Raw genomic sequence first — 18,153 nt, 5'->3', positions numbered from 1 at the left:
CCATTGATAACCTGATGTAAATAAATTAAAATATTAAAGTTAACGTGTATGGTAGAAAAAATAAATTAACATAGATTGCCGGAGGTCATCTTAGAAATGGAAAAGCAAGTAAAATACATCTTTGTCACAGGCGGGGTAGTGTCCGGGCTTGGCAAAGGGATCACAGCAGCATCAATAGGAAGACTTTTAAAAGCGCGCGGCTTGAAAGTTACAATGCAGAAGTTTGACCCGTATATAAATGTTGACCCTGGAACTATGAGCCCATATCAGCACGGTGAGGTCTTTGTCACAGACGATGGGGCTGAGACCGACTTAGATCTTGGTCACTATGAAAGGTTCATTGATGAAAACCTTACAAAAAACAGCAATGTCACCACAGGGAAAATTTACTGGTCTGTAATTCAAAGAGAGAGGCGTGGCGATTTTCTTGGTGGCACGGTTCAGGTAATACCCCACATTACAAATGAAATCAAAGAGAGAATCTACAGGCTTGGCAAAAGCAACTCAACAGATGTTGTGATAACAGAGATTGGCGGCACAGTGGGTGACATCGAAAGCCTTCCATTTTTGGAAGCTATAAGACAGGTTGCAACAGACATTGGCAAGGAAAATGTATTGTATGTGCATGTGACTCTTGTTCCATATCTTTCAAAGTCAGGAGAGCTCAAAACAAAACCTACACAGCACTCTGTAAAAGAGCTGCGATCGATTGGTATTCAGCCTGACATAATTGTCTGCAGAACAGAAAAGCCTCTTTCGCCTGAGCTCAAAGCAAAAATTGCCCTATTTTGTAATCTCAGACCTGAATTTGTAATCCAGAATATTGATGCTGAAAGCCTGTATGAAGTCCCTCTCATGCTTGAAAAAGAGGGGCTTGGTGAAATAATCTGCCAAAAACTGGGTTTTGCGTGTACAAAGCCTGATCTTTCTGACTGGATTGAGATAGTAGAAAAAGAAAAGAACCTCAGAAAAAATGTGAAGATTGCACTTGTTGGAAAGTACGTTGAACTCCATGATGCTTACCTTTCAGTTGCAGAGGCGCTAAAGCATGCAGGAATTGCAAATGATAGTCACGTTGAGATTTTATGGATTAACGCAGAACATGTTACTTATGAAAATGCGCCAGAGATTTTAAAAGAGGCAGATGGGATTTTGGTGCCGGGCGGATTTGGCGACAGAGGAATTGAAGGCAAGATTGCAGCTATAAGATATGCAAGAGAAAATAAAATTCCGTTTTTTGGAATATGCTTGGGAATGCAGTGTGCTGTGATTGAGTTTGCACGAAATGTGCTTGGGCTTGAAAAAGCAAACTCTACAGAGTTTGATGAAGCAACACCATACCCTGTGATTGACATCATGCCAGAACAAAAAGACATATTTACAAAAGGCGGTACTATGAGGCTTGGACTTTACCCGTGCAAGCTTGAGGAAGGCACTCTTGCCCACCGAATTTACAATGATGAGCTTGTATATGAAAGACACAGACACAGATATGAGTTCAATAATGAATTTAAAGAAAAATTTAAACAAGCCGGCATGGTGTTTTCAGGAATTTCTCCTGACAGGAGGCTTGTTGAGATAATAGAGCTGAAAGACCATCCGTGGTTTGTGGGTGTGCAATTTCATCCAGAGTTCAAGTCACGCCCACAAAGACCTCATCCACTCTTTACAGACTTTATAAGAGCATCTTTGGAAAATAGAAGCAAAAAAGAGGGGACACTATCTTAAATGAAGAGAAGGGTCCCCTTTTTTTCTAAAATCGCATCAGGCTAATACCTTTTTCGCCGAGGTGTGTATGTAAGATCAAGTTTGCGTAAATATGAACCTTTTGGACGTGAACTCTCTGAAAGAAGATATAGAACAACAATGTGTATCAAAAAAAGTACAAGGTTTAGCCCAACATGCACATAAACGTACACTGGCCTTTGCATGACCATCCTTGGAAAAGCTTCTCTTACATACTCAACAAACCCCATCAGGTGAATAGAAAAAATCTGCAACAATAAATTGTACAATGGTGAATACCGGACATTGAACATAAAAAAGATTGCAAGAAGGCATGAGATTAGGAAACCTGGCAAAACTAAAAGTGTTGATGTTATGTAAAATCGAAAAGCAATGGTAATTAAGAAGATTGCCAGTGTACACACAACTGACCAGATAAAAAGAAGAACTTTGTCAGACGAAAATAGGTTCACACCAGCAAAAAAGCAAAGGTATATGACAAGCCACAGAAAGACTTCTAAAGCTACATTTCTATTCTCCATAGCCTATTGTGCTCTTAAAATTTGTGTTTTTAAGAGCCTTTTTCCCCCCTTTTTGCCCTTTTGTTTCACAGCACAAGAGATGTCATCCAAAACAATTATACAATAAAAAGTTTGATTGTTGTATAATTAAATTAACAAAGGGGAATAATCAAAGGGGGATTTTATAAAAAAATGTCTAAAGCACATATTTTGGTTGTTGATGATGAAAAGCCGATTGTTGACATAATCAAGTTCAATTTAGAAAAGGAAGGATATAAGGTTACAACCTCATATGACGGAGAAGATGCGCTAAATAAAATCAAAAATGAGAACTTTGACATGGTCTTGCTTGATGTGATGCTGCCCAAAATAGACGGCTTTACAGTGTGCAAAAAGGTCAGAGAATTTTCAGAAGTGCCAATTATAATGATAACAGCCAAAGCAGACGAGGTTGACAAGGTTTTGGGTCTTGAGCTTGGAGCTGATGATTACATAACAAAGCCATTTGGTGTAAGAGAGCTGATTGCGAGAATCAGAGCAAATTTGAGAAGAACTTCTCAGCAGTCAAACAGTAATGGCAAGGTGTTAAAAGCAGGAAAGCTCACTTTAAATTCTGAGACATTCGAGGTTAAAAAAGATGGTCAGGTAATTAATCTCACTGTTCGTGAATATGAGCTTTTAAAGTTTTTGATGTCTCAAAAAGGTCAGGTTTTTTCAAGAGAAGAGCTTTTAGAAAAAGTTTGGGATTATGAATACTATGGCGATGTCAGAACAGTTGATGTGACGGTGCGAAGACTACGCGAGAAGATAGAAGACAATCCTTCTGAGCCAGTTTTCATTCTTACAAAAAGAGGAATTGGATACTATTTCAATCCAAATATCTGAAATAACTACAGCAGTTCTAAATCAATAAGATCAAAGGGGAATATAAAAAAAGATGACAAAAAGTATAGAAAGTAGGCTTATCATTGTTTTTGGACTTTTGATATTGATTGTGATGTTTATATCAAGCTTTTTCATCATAGACAGGGTAAAAAATTACTTTTATGAAGATATGCAAAAGAAGATAGATTTTATGGTCAACTCTTCTTTGGTGCAGCTTTTGCAAGACAAAGATTTGAAAAGATCAGAACTTCAGAATATAATTGACCAGACGATGAAAGAAAGCCAGTATGGATTCATGATAAATAAGCTGATTGTCACAGACTCACAAGGCAAGGTAATTGCTTCATTTCCAAGACTAAGCATTAGTTTTTTTCCATCTGATGAGATTTTAAATAGCTTATCAGGTTATAAAGTTATAAAACAAGATGGTGAGAGGCAAATTTTGATTTTTTCATACCCTATCAAGGATGGCAAAGTTGTCCAAAGAGCACTTTATTTAGAGGTATCCAGCCAAAATGTCCCCGGTACAGTAAGAGACATCAAGAACATCCTTCTTATGGCATATTTGGTGTCAATAACGTTTTCGCTTTTGATAGGTCTTTTGTTTGCAAAGACGCTTTCAAATCCGCTGAGGAAGCTCACAAACCAAGCGCTCAAGATGGCAGATGGCAATCTTGATGTCAATATAGATGTAAATTCCAGAGATGAAATAGGAAAGCTTGCAGATGCATTTGCAAAGATGGCAAGAAATATCAAAATGTATATATCAGAGCTTGAGTTTGAAAAACAAAAGCTGGAAAGAATCCTTCAGAACATGTCTGATGGGGTTGTTGCAGTAAATTCAAAAAATGAAATAATTCACATAAATGAAAGTGCCAAGAAGTTTTTAAACGGCAACATAGAGGATTTTATAAACAAAATGGAACAGGAAAGCCATTCGGATTCAGATATCACAATCTATACAAGTGGGAACCTTACCTTAGAGGTCAGCAGAGCAACTTTTATTGATTCATACTTGAATCAGGGATTCATCTTCATAATTCATGATATAACCCAGCAGGCAAAACTTGACAATATGAGAAAACAGTTTGTTGCAAATGTCTCACATGAGCTCAGAACCCCAATTACAACTATAAAGACATATTCTGAGACGCTTTTGGATGTTGACGATGAGGAGACAAAAAGGCATTTTTTGAGTGTTATCATAAAAGAGTGTGATAGAATGACACGGCTTGTAAGTGATCTTTTGTACTTGTCGCGACTTGACAGTGGTGAGAACATTTTGAATTTAGAAGAGGTTAATTTGAGCGAGCTTGTCAGGTTTGTCTGCGAAAAGCTCAAAATTCATGCCAAGAAGAAGAACCAAACCTTGAGCTGCAGTATCTTGCAAGATGTTGTTGCAATGGTCGACAGAGATAAGATAGAACAGGTTTTAATAAACTTAGTTAGCAATGCAATTACCTATGTCCAAGAAGGTGGCAAGATAAACGTTGTTTTGCAAAAAGAAGAGGATAGCATAAAAATAATTGTACAGGACAACGGACCTGGTATTCCAGAAGAGGACCTGCCACGGATATTCGAAAGATTCTACAGAGTGGACAAGGCACGTTCACGAGAACTTGGAAAGTCTGGCTTAGGGCTTTCAATAGCCGATGAGATTGTAAAAGCTCACGGCGGCAGAATTTTGGTTGAGAGCAAAGTAGGAAGTGGCACTACGTTTACAGTTGTTCTTCCAGCAAAAGAAGTAGAAAACCTTTTGTAATGTGCTCTTAATGGCTTTGTAACACTTTTGTAATAATTTAATTGTATAATGGTAAATAGGAGAAATATATTTTTGCTGGTGAGAAAAATGAAACGAGCGATGGTGTTTTTGCTGACAGCAATTTTTCTATTATTTAACATAAGTGTTGCATTTGCTGAAGGTAAAAGTCTTCAGAAGGCAAGATATATAGATTCAATTGAGATAGATGGGAATAAGATAAGCTCAACTACAAAGACTCTTATAGAGATTACAGAATATAATCAGAATCTAAATACCTCTACATTTGTGCTTTCTGGCAAGGGTAGCGAAAGTACTGAGATTAGTATATATACAAAAAAGAATAAAAAAGAACCCTTTGGGCAAGATAATTTAGTTGACAAAATCACAGTGGGAAAGTCTGGTTATTTTGCAAAAAAGATAGATGTTTCTGAGGGCAATACTTATATCTTAGTTGTTGCTACCAAAGATAAAGATACACAGCTTGCTATACTGAGAGTTTACTACGAAAAGAAAGAAAGTTTTCTGACAAAGGTAGAAAAGGCTATTTCAAATTTGATAAACTCAATCACAAAATAAAAAGAGGGTAGGTTTATGAACAAAATCAAAAAAGAAGTTATAAAGAGCATAGTGCTGGGTATACTTGTTATACTCAGCATTTATTTGTATTATAAGGTGTATTTTAATTACGATCTAGAAGATTTTGCAAATGTTCTGAACATTAGCGAAAATAGACTTTCAGAGGGTGAACTTTTAGAAAAGGCTCATATTATCCTTGCAACGCCAAAGGATATGTACTTGAATGTATCTAAAAATGTGGTTATTGGAGTTTTGAGTACACAGAAGGAATACTTTGATGTAGTCTCGAAGTTTGTAAGCAAAGTAAAAGAAAGCATAGTAAAAAAGAGTTACAGTTTGAATTTCAAGAAGAAAAAAATTGATGAATTCAAATCAAGCAAGGTTTTATTTTTCAACTATGGCTACTTTATAGATTTTTATACATTTGTTTATGAGCTTACAAAAAGAAGCATTTTGCCTGCTAAAAAGGATTTTAAGTTTGATAAGGTTTTTATAAAGGAGTCAAATTTAAATACTGAAATCTACTTTTTCAACTCAAAGACTGAAAAAGCAGTGGTTTTACAATGTCCAAAATATGGATTTTCTCAGCTTGAGGATAGAATTGAACAAAGTTCTTATCTTATATTTTCTTGGTCAGACGGACTTGGTTTTACAGAGCTTGTAAGCAAAGATACTCTAATTCCTGTTGAATTCTCAAATGTTCAGTTTTCAGAAGTCAAGATAAAGGAAAGTGATTATAAAAAAGACCTCATAATTAGGCGGCTTTTTCCCGATACAATACTTACCAAAAAAAATGTACTCAAAAGTGGAGAGATTATGATAACAGATGAAAGGCGAGAGTTTGTAATAAAACCTGATGGCAGCTATATTTTTAAGTTTACAAAAGACATATTTTGTGACAAAATAGAATCAATTACAGAAGCATTGATGAATTATATGAGAAATTTTTACACAAATGAAGATGTAAGAGTACGCAAAATCGAAAACACTCAAAGTAATATCAAGATTTACCTCATAAGCAGGATTGATGGGGTTGACCTTTTGCCACAAGATGGAGATTGGTGCGTTTATATAGAAATTTCAAACGGGAAACTGAAAAAGATAGCAGGGCATATTTTTGATGCAGTTGCAGTGAGGACATCCAAAATAAGGGTTGATGGGATTACTGCTATTGACACTATAAAAGAAAGAAAAGGTGATATTTTTATAAGAGATTTGAACTTAAAATACGTTGCAAGCGAAAAGCCGTCTTATCCTTATTGGGAAGTTAGCACAGACAGCGGAACTGTGTATGTGGAAGCAATTAAATAAAAAAGGAGTTTTGTTTTAAAAATGAACTGGTCAAAAGTCAAAACAATAGCAATTGGTGTGTTTTCAGTTTTGGTCCTTTTTCTTGTTGTAAAGTACTTAAATTTACTTCCAAAAGAAGAATTTCTTTCAGACAAGCAAATCCAAACAGCACAAAATATACTTGCTCAAAATTCAATAAAACTTTCTTGCGCAATTGACAAGAGAATTTACTATGTCTCCAAACTCAATGTGAAAACTGAATCTGCATATGACAGTATTTTAACCAAGCTTTTTGGAAAGAGAGTAGACAAGTATCAAAATGAGTTTGAAAGTAGTATCTATCATTTAAAGATAATAAACCAAACACTTTTTTTAGAGTCAAAGTACAACCAGGACCCGTTTGAACTTTTTGATTTGAACAAAAGCGATTATATAAAAGACTATGATGGCAGCTACATTCAGGTTTACAAAGGCTATCCGATATTTGATAGCAAACTGAAAATCCAAAAACAAAATGACAAAATACTTTATATCTTCACAAAGGTCATTCCGCAAGGCTTTGAAATCAAAAGAAACAGGGCAATTTCAGCCTTAGAGGCTATATTCAATCTTTTGAACCAGCAAAAGAATGTAAAAGAGATACAGAACATTAAGTTTGGCTTTTATCTAAAAGACTTCAATGTCATCCAGGGTCAGGCAGTACCAGTTTGGCGAATTGTTGCAGATGGTGAGGTTTATTATATAAATGGGTTTACGGGGATGTTGGAATAGAAAAAGTGAGCTACTTGGTATGGGAGTGATATGCTCCCCATATAGTAGACAGTTGAAAAAATAAAACTGTTTATTAAGAGGGGAGCATGATTTTTTATGGAAAAAAGTGAAAGCAACATTTGAAGAGAAATTAAAAGCAGTAAAGGAATATCTTGAGGCCAAGAAACGCCAAAAGCAGTTAGCAAGTGAGCATATAATGTTTCAAAAGCCACAATACTTGAGTGGATTTCAGTTTATTGAAGTATAATAGTCATGAGAGAATAAAATCTTCAAGTACAGGAAGAAAACTTTTCATGACTAAAGGACGTGCCACCATATTTGAAGAAAGAGTCGAGATAGTCGAATATTGTATTGAACATGGCAGGGATTACAAAGAGACAGCCCAGATGTGCAATGTTTCATATCAACAGATTAGAAACTGGACAGTCAAATACAAAGAATATGGAATAGATGGGTTAATTGACCGAAGGGGGAAACGAGAAGACTTGTCAAGAATTTTGTGTTTCCAATTTATAACGTAAGTTGTAAAGTTGGGTTATGTTATTGATGCATTTTCTAAGACTGGAAACTCCATTTTTCCATTTTGTACGGCGTAAGTTCTCTCGCTGTAAGTAAATATTAATTTCTAAGACTTTGGCAGTCTGAAAGTATCCACCTGAATTTACTTCTTTACTTTTCAATCATGCTGTTTACACTTTCAACGGCATTTGTGGTATATATGTGCTTTCTTAATTCCTCAGGGTATTTCATATAGGCAAGATAAAACTCTGCTTTTTCTGATATTGTTTTAACAAATCGAGGATACTTTAGAAGGTATTCACCACAAAGTTCTTTAAATTTCAATACAGCTTCACCGAAATCAGGAGAAGAGATTTTATTTTGTCCAAACTTTTGTTAAAAGCTGAAAGTTCTATAATTTTGTGATATGTTTTCAGCTATTTCGTTTGAGGTGGACAAAAACAAGCTCAAGGTCAGCAAGAGGGTAGGCAAGTTTGACAGCATCTATAATACCAGGAAAATTATCGCTTATAACAATTAAAACTTCTTTAATACCTCTAGTAATTAAGTCGTCAAAAGCTTTCATCCAATCAGCCTTATTTTCTTTGCCGAAGAAAGTGTAAATACCAAAGATATCTTTTTTATCTTCCAGATCGATACTAAGGCTGGCATTGCAAGTAGTTTGTTTAACATTAGAATTGTCCTTAACTTCGTAGTGATAACCATCGATGATAAGAGCAAAAGCACTTGTGGGTAATTCTTTTTGTTTGAATAATTGAAGTTCATTTTTGAGGTCTTCTTTGATTTTTAGGATTTCGTTTTCGGAATAAGGGAGATTTAAATTTTTCAAAAGTCCGAATGAAGAAGCGATCAAAAATAACCATTGACATACTTGCGACATAAGAAGATCGGTGTACGAACTTTCAATTTTTCTTGACTTTGTCAGTTAAGAGGTGTTTTTGAGCTAACAAAAAATAACAAAGTCTTAATTTATGCGGGTTTCAAGAAGAGAAAAATAAAAAATTTTAAAAAATGTAGGGACAAATTTTAGCTTAATATATACTGAATTTGCTTGACTTTTTAAATATTTTGTGGTACAATATAACAAACTATCTTCAAGGAGTTGCCATATGTTTGTCAAAATTACTAATGCTGGCGGTTATCAGTATGTTAGGTTAGTCGAAAATTACCGTGAAAATGGTAAAGTAAAGCAAAGAGTACTATTTAACTTTGGTAGACTTGATATTCTCAAAGATGACCCCGCTTTTAAAAACATTGTAAAAAAACTATCTGATATTGTCGCTGAAACAACTACTGAGAATGCAAAAGCTGTTACTATTGAATCTGAAGAAGATATTTCGGATGCAGTTGTAAAAAACTGGGGATACATTGTATACAGAAAGTTATGGCAGGAGCTTGAAATTGATAAGTTTTTAAAAGGGAAAGCAGCAAAAGAGAGAAAGATAAAATTTGATGTAGACAAAGTAAGTTTTTTAATGACCATACAGAGATTGATAGAGCCAATGAGCAAACTAAGAACTTATCATCAGAGAAGCAAATATTTTGGATTTGAAGAGGATATAGATTTGAATCAATTGTACAGGTGTTTAGATTTTCTTGACAGTGTAAAAGAAGATTTAGAGACATACCTGTATCAGAGAAATAAAGACTTATTTAAGATGGTAGTTGATGTAGTGTTTTATGATGTGACGACAATATACTTTGAGAGTTGTAGAGCGGATGAACTTAAAAATTTTGGGTTTAGCAAAGACAACAAGGTAAATGAAGTGCAAGTTGTATTAGGGCTTTTGGTGGACAAAGAAGGCAGACCGATAGGGTATGAACTTTTTCCTGGTAATACGATAGATAGCAAGACGATGGTAAAGATACTGAGGAAGCTGAAGGAAAAATTTAGTATAGATAAGATAATAATAGTAGCAGACAAAGGGCTTAACAGCAGAATAAATTTAAAGATGATAAAAGAAGCTGGGTACGACTATATAGTAGCAAGCAGATTAAAGAATGCAAGTAAAGAAATTTTAGATGAAGTTTTTAATGAAGAAGGATATAAAAGACTTGATGGCAAAAGATGTTTGAATGCTGAAGAAATTTATGGTGATGAATTCAAATATAAGGTATTGGAAAGAACAAATATTGTCAAGGATGAAGAGGGTAAAGAGTTCAAAATAGAAGAGAATTTGATAATAACGTATTCAAGCAAGAGAGCCAAGAAAGACAAAGAAGACAGAGAGAGATTGGTAAGAAAAGCCAAAGAGCTTTTAGAGAACAAAGGAAGCATAACAGCCTTAGAAAAGAAAGGTGCAAGGAAATATTTGAAGAAGAAATCAAAATCAGAAGAATATGTATTGGATGAGGAAGCGATAAAACGAGATGAGAAATTTGACGGTTATTATGCAATTCAAACGAGCAAAAAGGATATGGATGTAGAAGAGGTTTTAGGAGCATATCACGATTTATGGAAGATAGAACAGTCATTCAGAGTAATGAAAAGCTGTTTAGAAGTGCGACCGATATATCACTTTACAGAAAGCAGAATAAAAGGACATTTTGTGATATGTTTTTTGGCATTTTTACTGCAAAGGACATTGGAATATATTTTGAGGAGAAAAGGTAAAGGAATAAGTAGTGAAAGGATAATGGAAGCAATATATTCAATGAACTTTTTTGAAATAGAGATAAAAGGGAAGAAATATTTGATAAAGCAAAGAATTGAGGGAGGAGCTGGAGATATACTGAATGTAATAAAGATAAAGGGTCCAAAAAACTTCATGACATATGAGGAAGGCTTAGAATTTATTGGTATTAGCAAATGATGTAGTGACAAAATTGAGGTCCATATTTTGTCAATCCCAGTCCTCCCAAGCTTTTTGAGCTTCAAACTGACAAAGTCAAGAGAAGATCGGTGTACGAACTTTCAATTTTTTGTAGCGGAAAGAAGAAGATATAAGGTGGGAAATTCTAAGGGCGTGTACGAGGGACAGAAATTTCGAGACGTTAGGTAGGTGTTGCAAGTTTTACTTGAATAAAAACCATTGCCTTTGTCATTGTCATTTTTCAGCAAGGAAGACTTTTCTTTCCGATAACATAAAGCAATCGAGCAAGTTTTGCCTGTAGTTGCTTTAGAACCGGGCGGTTAGGACCATCACAGGAAGCAATACATATTTAATACTTGCTTCTTGGGCCATGTTTTTAGCAGTTTCGTAAATTTCGTTTTTATTCGACCTCAGTAACCTCCTTTGATAATTATTTCAATACTAATTATACAGTGGACACAATTTTATTTTAACTCCCTTTCTAAATCTTGAGAATGTAGAGATAGAGGGTATAGTATCGAAGTTGCAGAAGGATTTAAGCTGGTAAGAGTTGAGCAAGACAGCACGGAGTTGAGTTAAGGTAGAGAATTTGAAGATTTTTTGGATGAAGAAAGCACATAACATAGATTGCAAAGAGAAGCATCTATGTTTACCGAAGTATTTATAGTAGGCTTTAAAGAAGGATTGAGGGATGAAGCTATTGATATTGATGTATTTATTGAAGAAGCCAAGAAGGTTATGAGGGTTATTGAGAGCGAGGTTTTAAACGTCCTCATAAAGTTCTAAAAAAGGGAGTTGTTTATTATGATTTTTAAACATTTTATCCTCCTCCTCATAGAAAATATGTTTTATACAGTTATATTTTACACTATCTATAAGGAGGAAGGAATACTTTTTTGAAGATTGCATAAAGCTTGATAACGCTCATTTTGAGCGTTTCTGCAAAAGGCTAATTTTTTACTTATTATTTTATATCATTTTTTTACTTTTACCAAGAGTAAGGTTTTATCTTAAATTCTATAAATATTTTTTCCTTTTAAAATTTTAAATACTTGGCTAGTAATCTAATCCTGACTTTTAATGAAAAATTCACATTCCAAAAACACAAAATTAGAGAGACCATCCACTCTCCTTTTGGATAGTCTCTCTCAAAGCTATTTATTTTACAGCTTCTTATAACAAAACCACCAATCAAAACACTCAATCTCGCCGGCCTTGGCTTTTTGAAGTCTTTCTTTTGCCAAATCTTCTGTTGCTGCAGGTGGAATTATTACTTTATCGCCAATCAACCCGTTGTTTGGCCAGTTCTCAGGAGTAGCAACACCGTTTTGGTCTGATGTTTGTAGTGCCTTTAGCGCTCTTAATATCTCATCAATGTTTCTTCCAACTTCTTGAGGATAGTACATCATAAGCCTTAAAATTCCCTTGTCATCTACTATGAAAACAGCTCTGACTGTGTTTGTCCCTTTTGCTTCATGAAGCATTCCCAAAGTGGTTGCCACTTTGCCAAGCTCATCTGCAATAACAGGGAACGGAATTTTTACACCAAGCTTTTCTTCAATCCACTCAATCCACTTTATATGAGCAAAAACTTGGTCAACCGAAAGTCCAATCAGCTCAGCGTTAAGTTTTTTAAACTCCTCTGCCTTCTTTGCAAATGCTACAAACTCTGTTGTGCACACTGGTGTAAAGTCCCCAGGATGCGAAAAGAGCACAAACCATTTGCCCGCATAGTCATCAGGAAGCTTCTTTACACCGTGAGTTGTTTTTACCGTCATGCTCGGGAACTTCTCTCCAAGCAATGGAATTCTGATTGTATTTTCCACTATAACCACTCCTTTAAAACTTTTTTGTCTAATTTATTAATACCATTGTAAAAAGACTTATAAACACAAATTAATAAACAAATTTTTATTTATTGTTATTCTCAAAATTGTATAAATTGCAAAATTGAAATGATTTTTTCTTTTCATTAGCAAAGTTGAGTCTATATAATTGTATAAAAAGGGATTGAGGCACCCCTCACCCTCTGGTTAGAATAGAAATTAAGAAGAACCAAAAACCAAATTCTTTCAGGCGGGATGAGGAATAGCTCAATACAATATTACCATAGATTCTGAAATTTTGCATTACCTTTTTACAACAGGCACAAAAGACGAGAAATTAGCCAAGTTATTAGAATCAATACTTAATCAAATTTTAGCGTATCTTGCTACTGAACAAATTAAGGCTTAAGCCTATCGAGAGGACAGAGGAAAGACAAGATTATCGTAACGGTTATTATTTCTGTGAATTTAATTACCAGAGTAGAGACTTTGACTTGCGACCTTTTTGAACGCTATCAGCGAAGTGAACAAGCGCTTTTATTGGCTATTTAGTGAGATGGTGGTAAATGGGGTATCCACACGAAAGATTGAAGAAATTACTTATGAGTTATGTGGGACTGAGTTTTCAAAATCCACCATTTCAGAGCTTTGCAAAAATCTTGACCCTGTAATTGCGCAGTGGAATTCGAGGTCTTTGGAAAAAAAGAAGTTTCCTTTTGGGTAAGCCTATGCGATGGTTGTAAAGATAAGAAAAGAAGGTCGGGTTCGACAGAGAAGTCTTCTAATTGGTGTAGGTGTAAATGAAGAAGGTTACAGAGAAGTTTTGGGGGTTATGATAGGAAACAGCGAATCAGAAGAAAGCTGGGGAGAATTTTTCTCATGGTTAAAGGAAAGAGGGCTCAATGGAGTCGATTTGGTTGTTTCAGTTCATCACAAAGGGCTTGTACAAGTGATTTATCGACATTTTCAAGGTGCGACCTGGCAAAGGTGTCAAACTCATTTTATGAGAGCTATTTATGACAAGACACCTAAGGCTTTACAAAAGGAACTACATGCTAAGATAAAAGCTATATTTGAAGCTCCCGATGCAAAGACAGCAAGGGTGCTTCTGAATCAAGTGTTGGAAGAGTACAAAAATAAAGCCCCAAAAGCAATGGAAGTTTTAGAACTTCCAGAGCCATACCGAAGGAGGCTGCGCGTAGGCTGATATGTTAGAGCGACTGAATGGAGAAATTCGTCGACGAGAAAGGGTGATAAGGTATTTGTTAGCCGAGAGTCGTATATTTACTTAATAGGTGCTTTATTAATGGAACAGGATGAAAGATGGCTATCTACGAGGAAGTACTTACAGATGAGAGAGTATTTTGAGTGGCAGGAAAAGGTGAAGGAAGGTGTTAGAAAAGAAATTGTTTTGATGAAATGAGCTTTTTTAAGGCTGTTAGTTTGTAAATGGGCGCAGAAGGTATTTTTAAGGCTTTCGGGTAATAAATGGTAAACAATAATTTGCAAAAAATTATACGGAATTTTATTTGACTGATTAAAATATACCAAAAAGCTTATATTCTAACCAGAGGGTATTTTACACAAAAATTTGGACTTGACCCTAAACGATGATTTTTGATAACTAAAATTAATATTTTGCGCTATCAGATGTTGATATTAAACTATTTAAGAAAAGAGGGTTGGAAGGTGATTTTATCCAACCCTCTTAATTATTGTTCTCACATTGTGGAATACGGTATACAGCACAGTAGAAAATATTACACAAGAAAGTTCAAAAAGGGGTTCAAAGAAGAGCTTGCCTTGAAAACCAAAAAAATTGAGATTGATGAAAAAGTGATAAGTTGAGCTGCAAAGTGGGAAAAAATTAAGAAATTACATGTTGAATGAGTCGAGGTTAAAAAGAGCACATAAGGTTAATAGAGATTTTAACAATATATTTCAAATAAGTAATTAAACTGAACGAAAAATATAGAAGTGAATAGAGATAGAACAAGTGAGTGGAATAAATAAAAGAATTTCAAAAAGTGTATACGAATTTTTGAAGAAACAAGTTTGGAGGAAAAAAATTTTTATTTGACGCACCAACAATGAGCAATGCTACAAGAGCAGAACTTAATAGCAACATTAAGACCTCGAAGAGAAATATATTATGTGCTTGCTAATGCTGAAGTTTAGAAATATGCTAAATTGGAGAGGAAACGATATTTTTGGAGTTTAGCTCAAGAGGGGAGAACAGGTTAAAACTGATTTTTGTAGTTTATTGTATTTATAATTGTGCATGAAAAGTCCTTAAGAATGATATAATATTATACTATTATTGCTATAGCAATATCGTATCATTGAACTTTTATAGAGTGAAAAAATTAAGCAACATTAATACTAAAGTGATCTTGGTTTTTACAACTATTTGAAATCACTTATTTAAGAGATCTTGCAAAAAAAAATAATAAGGAGATGGGAAAATAGATGAATGATGTAGAAAAAATTCTGCCAAAATACATCACTATCTACAAAGATCTTCGTGAGTGGATAGAGAACGCCACACTTCAACATGGCGAAAAAATAGGAACCGAAGAACAGCTGTGCAAAAAATATAGCGTAAGCAGGATAACTATAAAAAAGGCATTGGATATGCTTGAAAATGATGGCATAATATATCGTATGAAAGGAAAGGGAATATTTTACAGAAACGTGGGTCGAGATACTCCTAGAAATAAAGAGAAAATGCTTCATATGGTAGTACTCTTTTAAAGAGTTTAGTGTATAATGCTTCAGCAATGAATTATAATGTTATTGTAAAATATACTTTTGGTGACATTGAAGCAGAAAATAGGGCAATAGATGAATTAATGGAGGCAGATGTTAAAGGATTGATTATAAACCCTGTGCATGGTGAGTATTACAATCCCAAAATTTTAAAATTAGTATTGGATGGTTTCCCAGTCGTACTTGTTGATAAATTTTTTAAAGGAATAAATGTTCCTGTAATTTCGATTGATCATAAAAAAGCGATGAAAGATTTAACAAGATATTTGATAAGTTGTAATCATACAAATATAGCAATAATCAGCACAAAATCTCAAAATACTTCAAGTATAGAGGAATAAATCTTGCATCAAAGCTTCTTTGCATTTCTATTTTGTTTGTATCCTTACATAATTTTTATGGCAGGTTTGGCTATAAAGTACTGCCGCGCGAATTTTGTTTGGTTGACAGAGATGCCTTTCAAAAATGTCATGAATCTAAGACTACTCAAACAGGGGAAATAAAAGAAATAAATTTGTCAGACAATAATGTCGAAATTATAGATGAAATCTACAAGCTATACTCAACTAATTTTAATGGCCCTGTTGTTAGAAACAGGGAATATTGGCTTGGATGGGTTAAGTTTGAACCCAAAACAAGTTTAGGATACTTTGTTGAGAGGAGATTGGCTGCATATTTGTTTTATAGAAAAAATGGCAAAGAAATAATTATACTGGAATATGGCTGCTCTGACTTATCAAACAAAGAGATACCTTTGATGGAGTTTATAAAATTTATTATAAACAATGAAAATGCAGAAGCAATTAAATATCCAAAGGCAATTGGTCTTGAGCTTACTGGGTGTACTGAGTTTAAAGACAATAGTTTGATGTTAAATCTTATTACTCCTTTCAAGCTGGAAGGCCTGCTTGTTGATTCAACTGAAAAACTGATAAGTATCCTGGCAAGAGAGCCAAATAAATTTGTGTTTTGGGGTACTGATAATTTTTAACAAGGCATAAAAATTGCTTGCAGAAGGGAGATATCAAAAAATGTTTAAAATTGTTCCAAAGCCTAAAAAACTTGATTTCACAGGGAAATGGTTTGACTTTGATGGTTTTGAAAACTTTCCAGATTTCATTTCAAGGGAGTTTTCAATACCAAAAGGCACATGGAAGATAGAGATTGTCGAAAGACCTGGAACAGGTATTTAAATAGAGGACAAAAAAGTAAAGGTCTGGGGAAATGTTAATGTTGCTTATGCCACCTTAGTTCAGCTCTTAATTCAAAGAAAAGATGCACTGCCGCAAGTCACAGTAGAAGAGGAATTTAGATTTTCTTTTAGAGGCTTTCATCTTGATATTGCAAGGGGTGGAGTGCCCAGTGTATCAACTTTTAAAAACATATTGAGATGGCTATTTTTGCTTAAAATTAACTACTTTGCAATATACTTTGAAGACCTTTTTCCATGGGAAAAACATCCTAAGATAGGGGCAGGTAGAGGAAGATTAACAAAAGAAGAGTTAAAAGAAATTATAGAGTACGGCAAAAATCTTGGAGTAGAAGTATTTCCATCCTTAGAGTTAACAGGTCACATGGAGAATATTTTATCAATTCCAGAGTACTCCAAATACAGTGAATGGTATTTGCCAAGAGAAGGATGCCTTGACTTGTCGAGTGAAGAAGCAAAAAAATTCGCTTATGAACTTTTAGAAGAAGTATTAGAGTTTTTCCCATCTAAGTACGTTCACATCGGCGGGGATGAGACATGGGCACTTGGAAGGGGAAAAAGCTTGGAAAAGAATTGGATATTTGAAGGGCCAAAGCTATATGAAGAGCATCACAAAAACATGATAGATATGGTAAAAAAATATAGAAAGATTCCTATCATGTGGGCAGATATGCTAACAGGTATGTTTTTAAGGCCTGATGAAAGGAAGGTATGGGAGAAACTTTTGCAAAGCGATATATGGCAAAGGACAATTTTAGCCAACTGGGACTATGCAGCAATGCCCAAGGAGCATTTTATAAACAGAATTGAGAGTATTGGAAATAATCACCAATCAAATCAGATAGTGTGTCCGGGTTTTTCTAATTGGGACAGGTTTTATCCTGACTTTGAAGTAGCAATTGAGAACATAAAAAATTTTATTGAGGCTGCTAAGACAAAAGGTATTCAAGGCTTTCTGGTGACAGCCTGGGGTGATGATGGGCAGGAGTGTTTGTTTAGTTTTTTATATCCGCTTTTTGTTGCTACAATTGAGCTTGCTGAAGGTGATGGGGATTGGGAAAAAAGTTATATTGTTCTTTCTGGTGAAAGCGAAAAGCTGCTTGATGTACGAAAATTCTTTGGTATGTCGAAAATTGCAAATAATATAAAAGGTCTGTTGTATGGAAGCAAAGAGGTTGTGCAAATGGGGACTTCTGAGAAACGAGAGTTAAAAAGGTGTTTTGAAGAAGCTTTGCAAAAAGCTATTGATGCAAATCTTCCTGAAGATTTAGCATTTATCCGGCAGGCTATAAGAGTAGCGAAAAAAAGGCTTGAGAATACAGTGACAGCAAGTGATTTAATTGAGCTTGGAAGTTATTACTGCAGGCTGTGGCGTAAAGAGAGGAAAAAGGAAGGGCTTGATAGGATTGTTGGAAGATTTTGGGCAGCAGCTGGCAGAGTTAGCTTAGAACAGGAAAGAAATTAAAGATATATTTTGAGGTGGTTT

General features: G+C 34.8%; 14 protein-coding genes and 4 pseudogenes. 14 read left to right on the top strand and 4 right to left on the bottom strand.

The window, feature by feature from the left end; genetic code table 11:
* The first annotated feature begins 96 nt into the window (after positions 1-96).
* On the top strand, positions 97-1,728 hold the full coding sequence (locus OTJ99_RS12020) for a CTP synthase (protein ID WP_045166069.1): 1,632 nt from the start codon (positions 97-99) through the stop codon (positions 1,726-1,728).
* Positions 1,729-1,769: 41 nt separating this feature from the next.
* Here OTJ99_RS12020 and OTJ99_RS12015 read toward each other — a convergent pair whose 3' ends face one another.
* Positions 1,770-2,267 (bottom strand): hypothetical protein, encoded by a 498-nt coding sequence (locus OTJ99_RS12015; protein ID WP_045166070.1) that lies wholly within the window; start codon positions 2,265-2,267, stop codon positions 1,770-1,772.
* A gap of 171 nt (positions 2,268-2,438) precedes the next feature.
* Between OTJ99_RS12015 and OTJ99_RS12010 the strand changes: the two genes are divergently transcribed.
* The 6 genes from OTJ99_RS12010 to OTJ99_RS11985 all read left to right on the top strand — a co-directional run bounded on the left by OTJ99_RS12010 (position 2,439) and on the right by OTJ99_RS11985 (position 8,051).
* Positions 2,439-3,131, top strand: coding sequence for a response regulator (locus OTJ99_RS12010; RefSeq protein ID WP_045166071.1), 693 nt, complete (start codon positions 2,439-2,441; stop codon positions 3,129-3,131).
* Positions 3,132-3,183: 52 nt separating this feature from the next.
* Positions 3,184-4,893, top strand: coding sequence for an ATP-binding protein (locus OTJ99_RS12005; protein WP_045166072.1), 1,710 nt, complete (start codon positions 3,184-3,186; stop codon positions 4,891-4,893).
* Positions 4,894-4,965: 72 nt separating this feature from the next.
* Entirely contained in the window at positions 4,966-5,469 is a 504-nt protein-coding gene (locus tag OTJ99_RS12000; protein ID WP_408612522.1) for a hypothetical protein, read from the top strand.
* A gap of 15 nt (positions 5,470-5,484) precedes the next feature.
* Positions 5,485-6,780: a hypothetical protein gene (locus tag OTJ99_RS11995; protein ID WP_045166073.1), complete on the top strand. Its 1,296-nt coding sequence runs from the start codon at positions 5,485-5,487 to the stop codon at positions 6,778-6,780.
* A 21-nt stretch (positions 6,781-6,801) separates the two neighbouring features.
* Positions 6,802-7,530 carry a two-component system regulatory protein YycI gene (locus OTJ99_RS11990; protein WP_045166074.1) on the top strand — a complete coding sequence of 243 codons (729 nt, stop codon included), beginning with the start codon at positions 6,802-6,804 and terminating at the stop codon, positions 7,528-7,530.
* Positions 7,531-7,766: 236 nt separating this feature from the next.
* Positions 7,767-8,051: a helix-turn-helix domain-containing protein gene (locus OTJ99_RS11985; RefSeq protein ID WP_052671519.1), complete on the top strand. Its 285-nt coding sequence runs from the start codon at positions 7,767-7,769 to the stop codon at positions 8,049-8,051.
* Here the strand turns inward: OTJ99_RS11985 and OTJ99_RS11980 are convergent.
* A pseudogene (locus OTJ99_RS11980) lies at positions 8,019-8,962 on the bottom strand (IS256 family transposase); the annotation flags it as partial. The gene OTJ99_RS11985 and the pseudogene OTJ99_RS11980 sit on opposite strands and share 33 nt — an antisense overlap.
* Before the next feature lie 196 nt (positions 8,963-9,158).
* Here OTJ99_RS11980 and OTJ99_RS11975 point away from each other — a divergent pair.
* On the top strand, positions 9,159-10,862 hold the full coding sequence (locus OTJ99_RS11975; RefSeq protein WP_045164709.1) for an IS1634 family transposase: 1,704 nt from the start codon (positions 9,159-9,161) through the stop codon (positions 10,860-10,862).
* 477 nt (positions 10,863-11,339) lie between these two features.
* Here the strand turns inward: OTJ99_RS11975 and OTJ99_RS11970 are convergent.
* Both OTJ99_RS11970 and OTJ99_RS11965 read right to left on the bottom strand, forming a co-directional pair.
* Positions 11,340-11,681 (bottom strand): annotated as a pseudogene (locus tag OTJ99_RS11970) (transposase); the annotation flags it as partial.
* Positions 11,682-12,025: 344 nt separating this feature from the next.
* On the bottom strand, positions 12,026-12,688 hold the full coding sequence (locus tag OTJ99_RS11965) for a peroxiredoxin (RefSeq protein WP_083943569.1): 663 nt from the start codon (positions 12,686-12,688) through the stop codon (positions 12,026-12,028).
* A 523-nt stretch (positions 12,689-13,211) separates the two neighbouring features.
* Between OTJ99_RS11965 and OTJ99_RS11960 the strand changes: the two are divergent.
* The 6 genes and pseudogenes from OTJ99_RS11960 (at position 13,212) to OTJ99_RS11930 (ending at position 18,132) form a co-directional block, all read left to right on the top strand.
* A pseudogene (locus tag OTJ99_RS11960) lies at positions 13,212-13,895 on the top strand (IS256 family transposase).
* A gap of 482 nt (positions 13,896-14,377) precedes the next feature.
* A complete protein-coding gene (locus tag OTJ99_RS11955) occupies positions 14,378-14,536 on the top strand; it encodes a hypothetical protein (protein ID WP_162182171.1) in 159 nt (52 codons plus the stop codon).
* Positions 14,537-15,157: 621 nt separating this feature from the next.
* On the top strand, positions 15,158-15,442 hold the full coding sequence (locus OTJ99_RS11950) for a GntR family transcriptional regulator (RefSeq protein ID WP_045166075.1): 285 nt from the start codon (positions 15,158-15,160) through the stop codon (positions 15,440-15,442).
* A gap of 8 nt (positions 15,443-15,450) precedes the next feature.
* The gene (locus OTJ99_RS11945; protein WP_045166076.1) at positions 15,451-15,798 is read left to right on the top strand and encodes a substrate-binding domain-containing protein; all 348 of its coding nucleotides are present in this window, start codon (positions 15,451-15,453) and stop codon (positions 15,796-15,798) included.
* Positions 15,799-15,830: 32 nt separating this feature from the next.
* On the top strand, positions 15,831-16,448 hold the full coding sequence (locus OTJ99_RS11940) for a GNAT family N-acetyltransferase (RefSeq protein ID WP_235374913.1): 618 nt from the start codon (positions 15,831-15,833) through the stop codon (positions 16,446-16,448).
* A 40-nt stretch (positions 16,449-16,488) separates the two neighbouring features.
* Positions 16,489-18,132, top strand: a pseudogene (locus OTJ99_RS11930) (beta-N-acetylhexosaminidase).
* Positions 18,133-18,153 lie beyond the last annotated feature (21 nt).

It is taken from the genome of Caldicellulosiruptor naganoensis (assembly GCF_026914285.1).
GTDB classification, from domain to species: Bacteria; Bacillota; Thermoanaerobacteria; order Caldicellulosiruptorales; family Caldicellulosiruptoraceae; genus Caldicellulosiruptor; species Caldicellulosiruptor naganoensis.
Note: the sequence above shows the minus strand (reverse complement) of the source record. Positions and strands in the feature narration are given on the sequence as shown.

What these genes read in the sequence shown, in the direction of transcription:
- OTJ99_RS12020 (WP_045166069.1), top strand. Translation starts at nt 97, where the DNA reads ATGGAAAAGCAAGTAAAATACATCTTTGTCACAGGCGGGGTAGTGTCC.
- OTJ99_RS12015 (WP_045166070.1), bottom strand. Translation starts at nt 2,267, where the DNA reads ATGGAGAATAGAAATGTAGCTTTAGAAGTCTTTCTGTGGCTTGTCATA.
- OTJ99_RS12010 (WP_045166071.1), top strand. Translation starts at nt 2,439, where the DNA reads ATGTCTAAAGCACATATTTTGGTTGTTGATGATGAAAAGCCGATTGTT.
- OTJ99_RS12005 (WP_045166072.1), top strand. Translation starts at nt 3,184, where the DNA reads ATGACAAAAAGTATAGAAAGTAGGCTTATCATTGTTTTTGGACTTTTG.
- OTJ99_RS11995 (WP_045166073.1), top strand. Translation starts at nt 5,485, where the DNA reads ATGAACAAAATCAAAAAAGAAGTTATAAAGAGCATAGTGCTGGGTATA.
- OTJ99_RS11990 (WP_045166074.1), top strand. Translation starts at nt 6,802, where the DNA reads ATGAACTGGTCAAAAGTCAAAACAATAGCAATTGGTGTGTTTTCAGTT.
- OTJ99_RS11975 (WP_045164709.1), top strand. Translation starts at nt 9,159, where the DNA reads ATGTTTGTCAAAATTACTAATGCTGGCGGTTATCAGTATGTTAGGTTA.
- OTJ99_RS11950 (WP_045166075.1), top strand. Translation starts at nt 15,158, where the DNA reads ATGAATGATGTAGAAAAAATTCTGCCAAAATACATCACTATCTACAAA.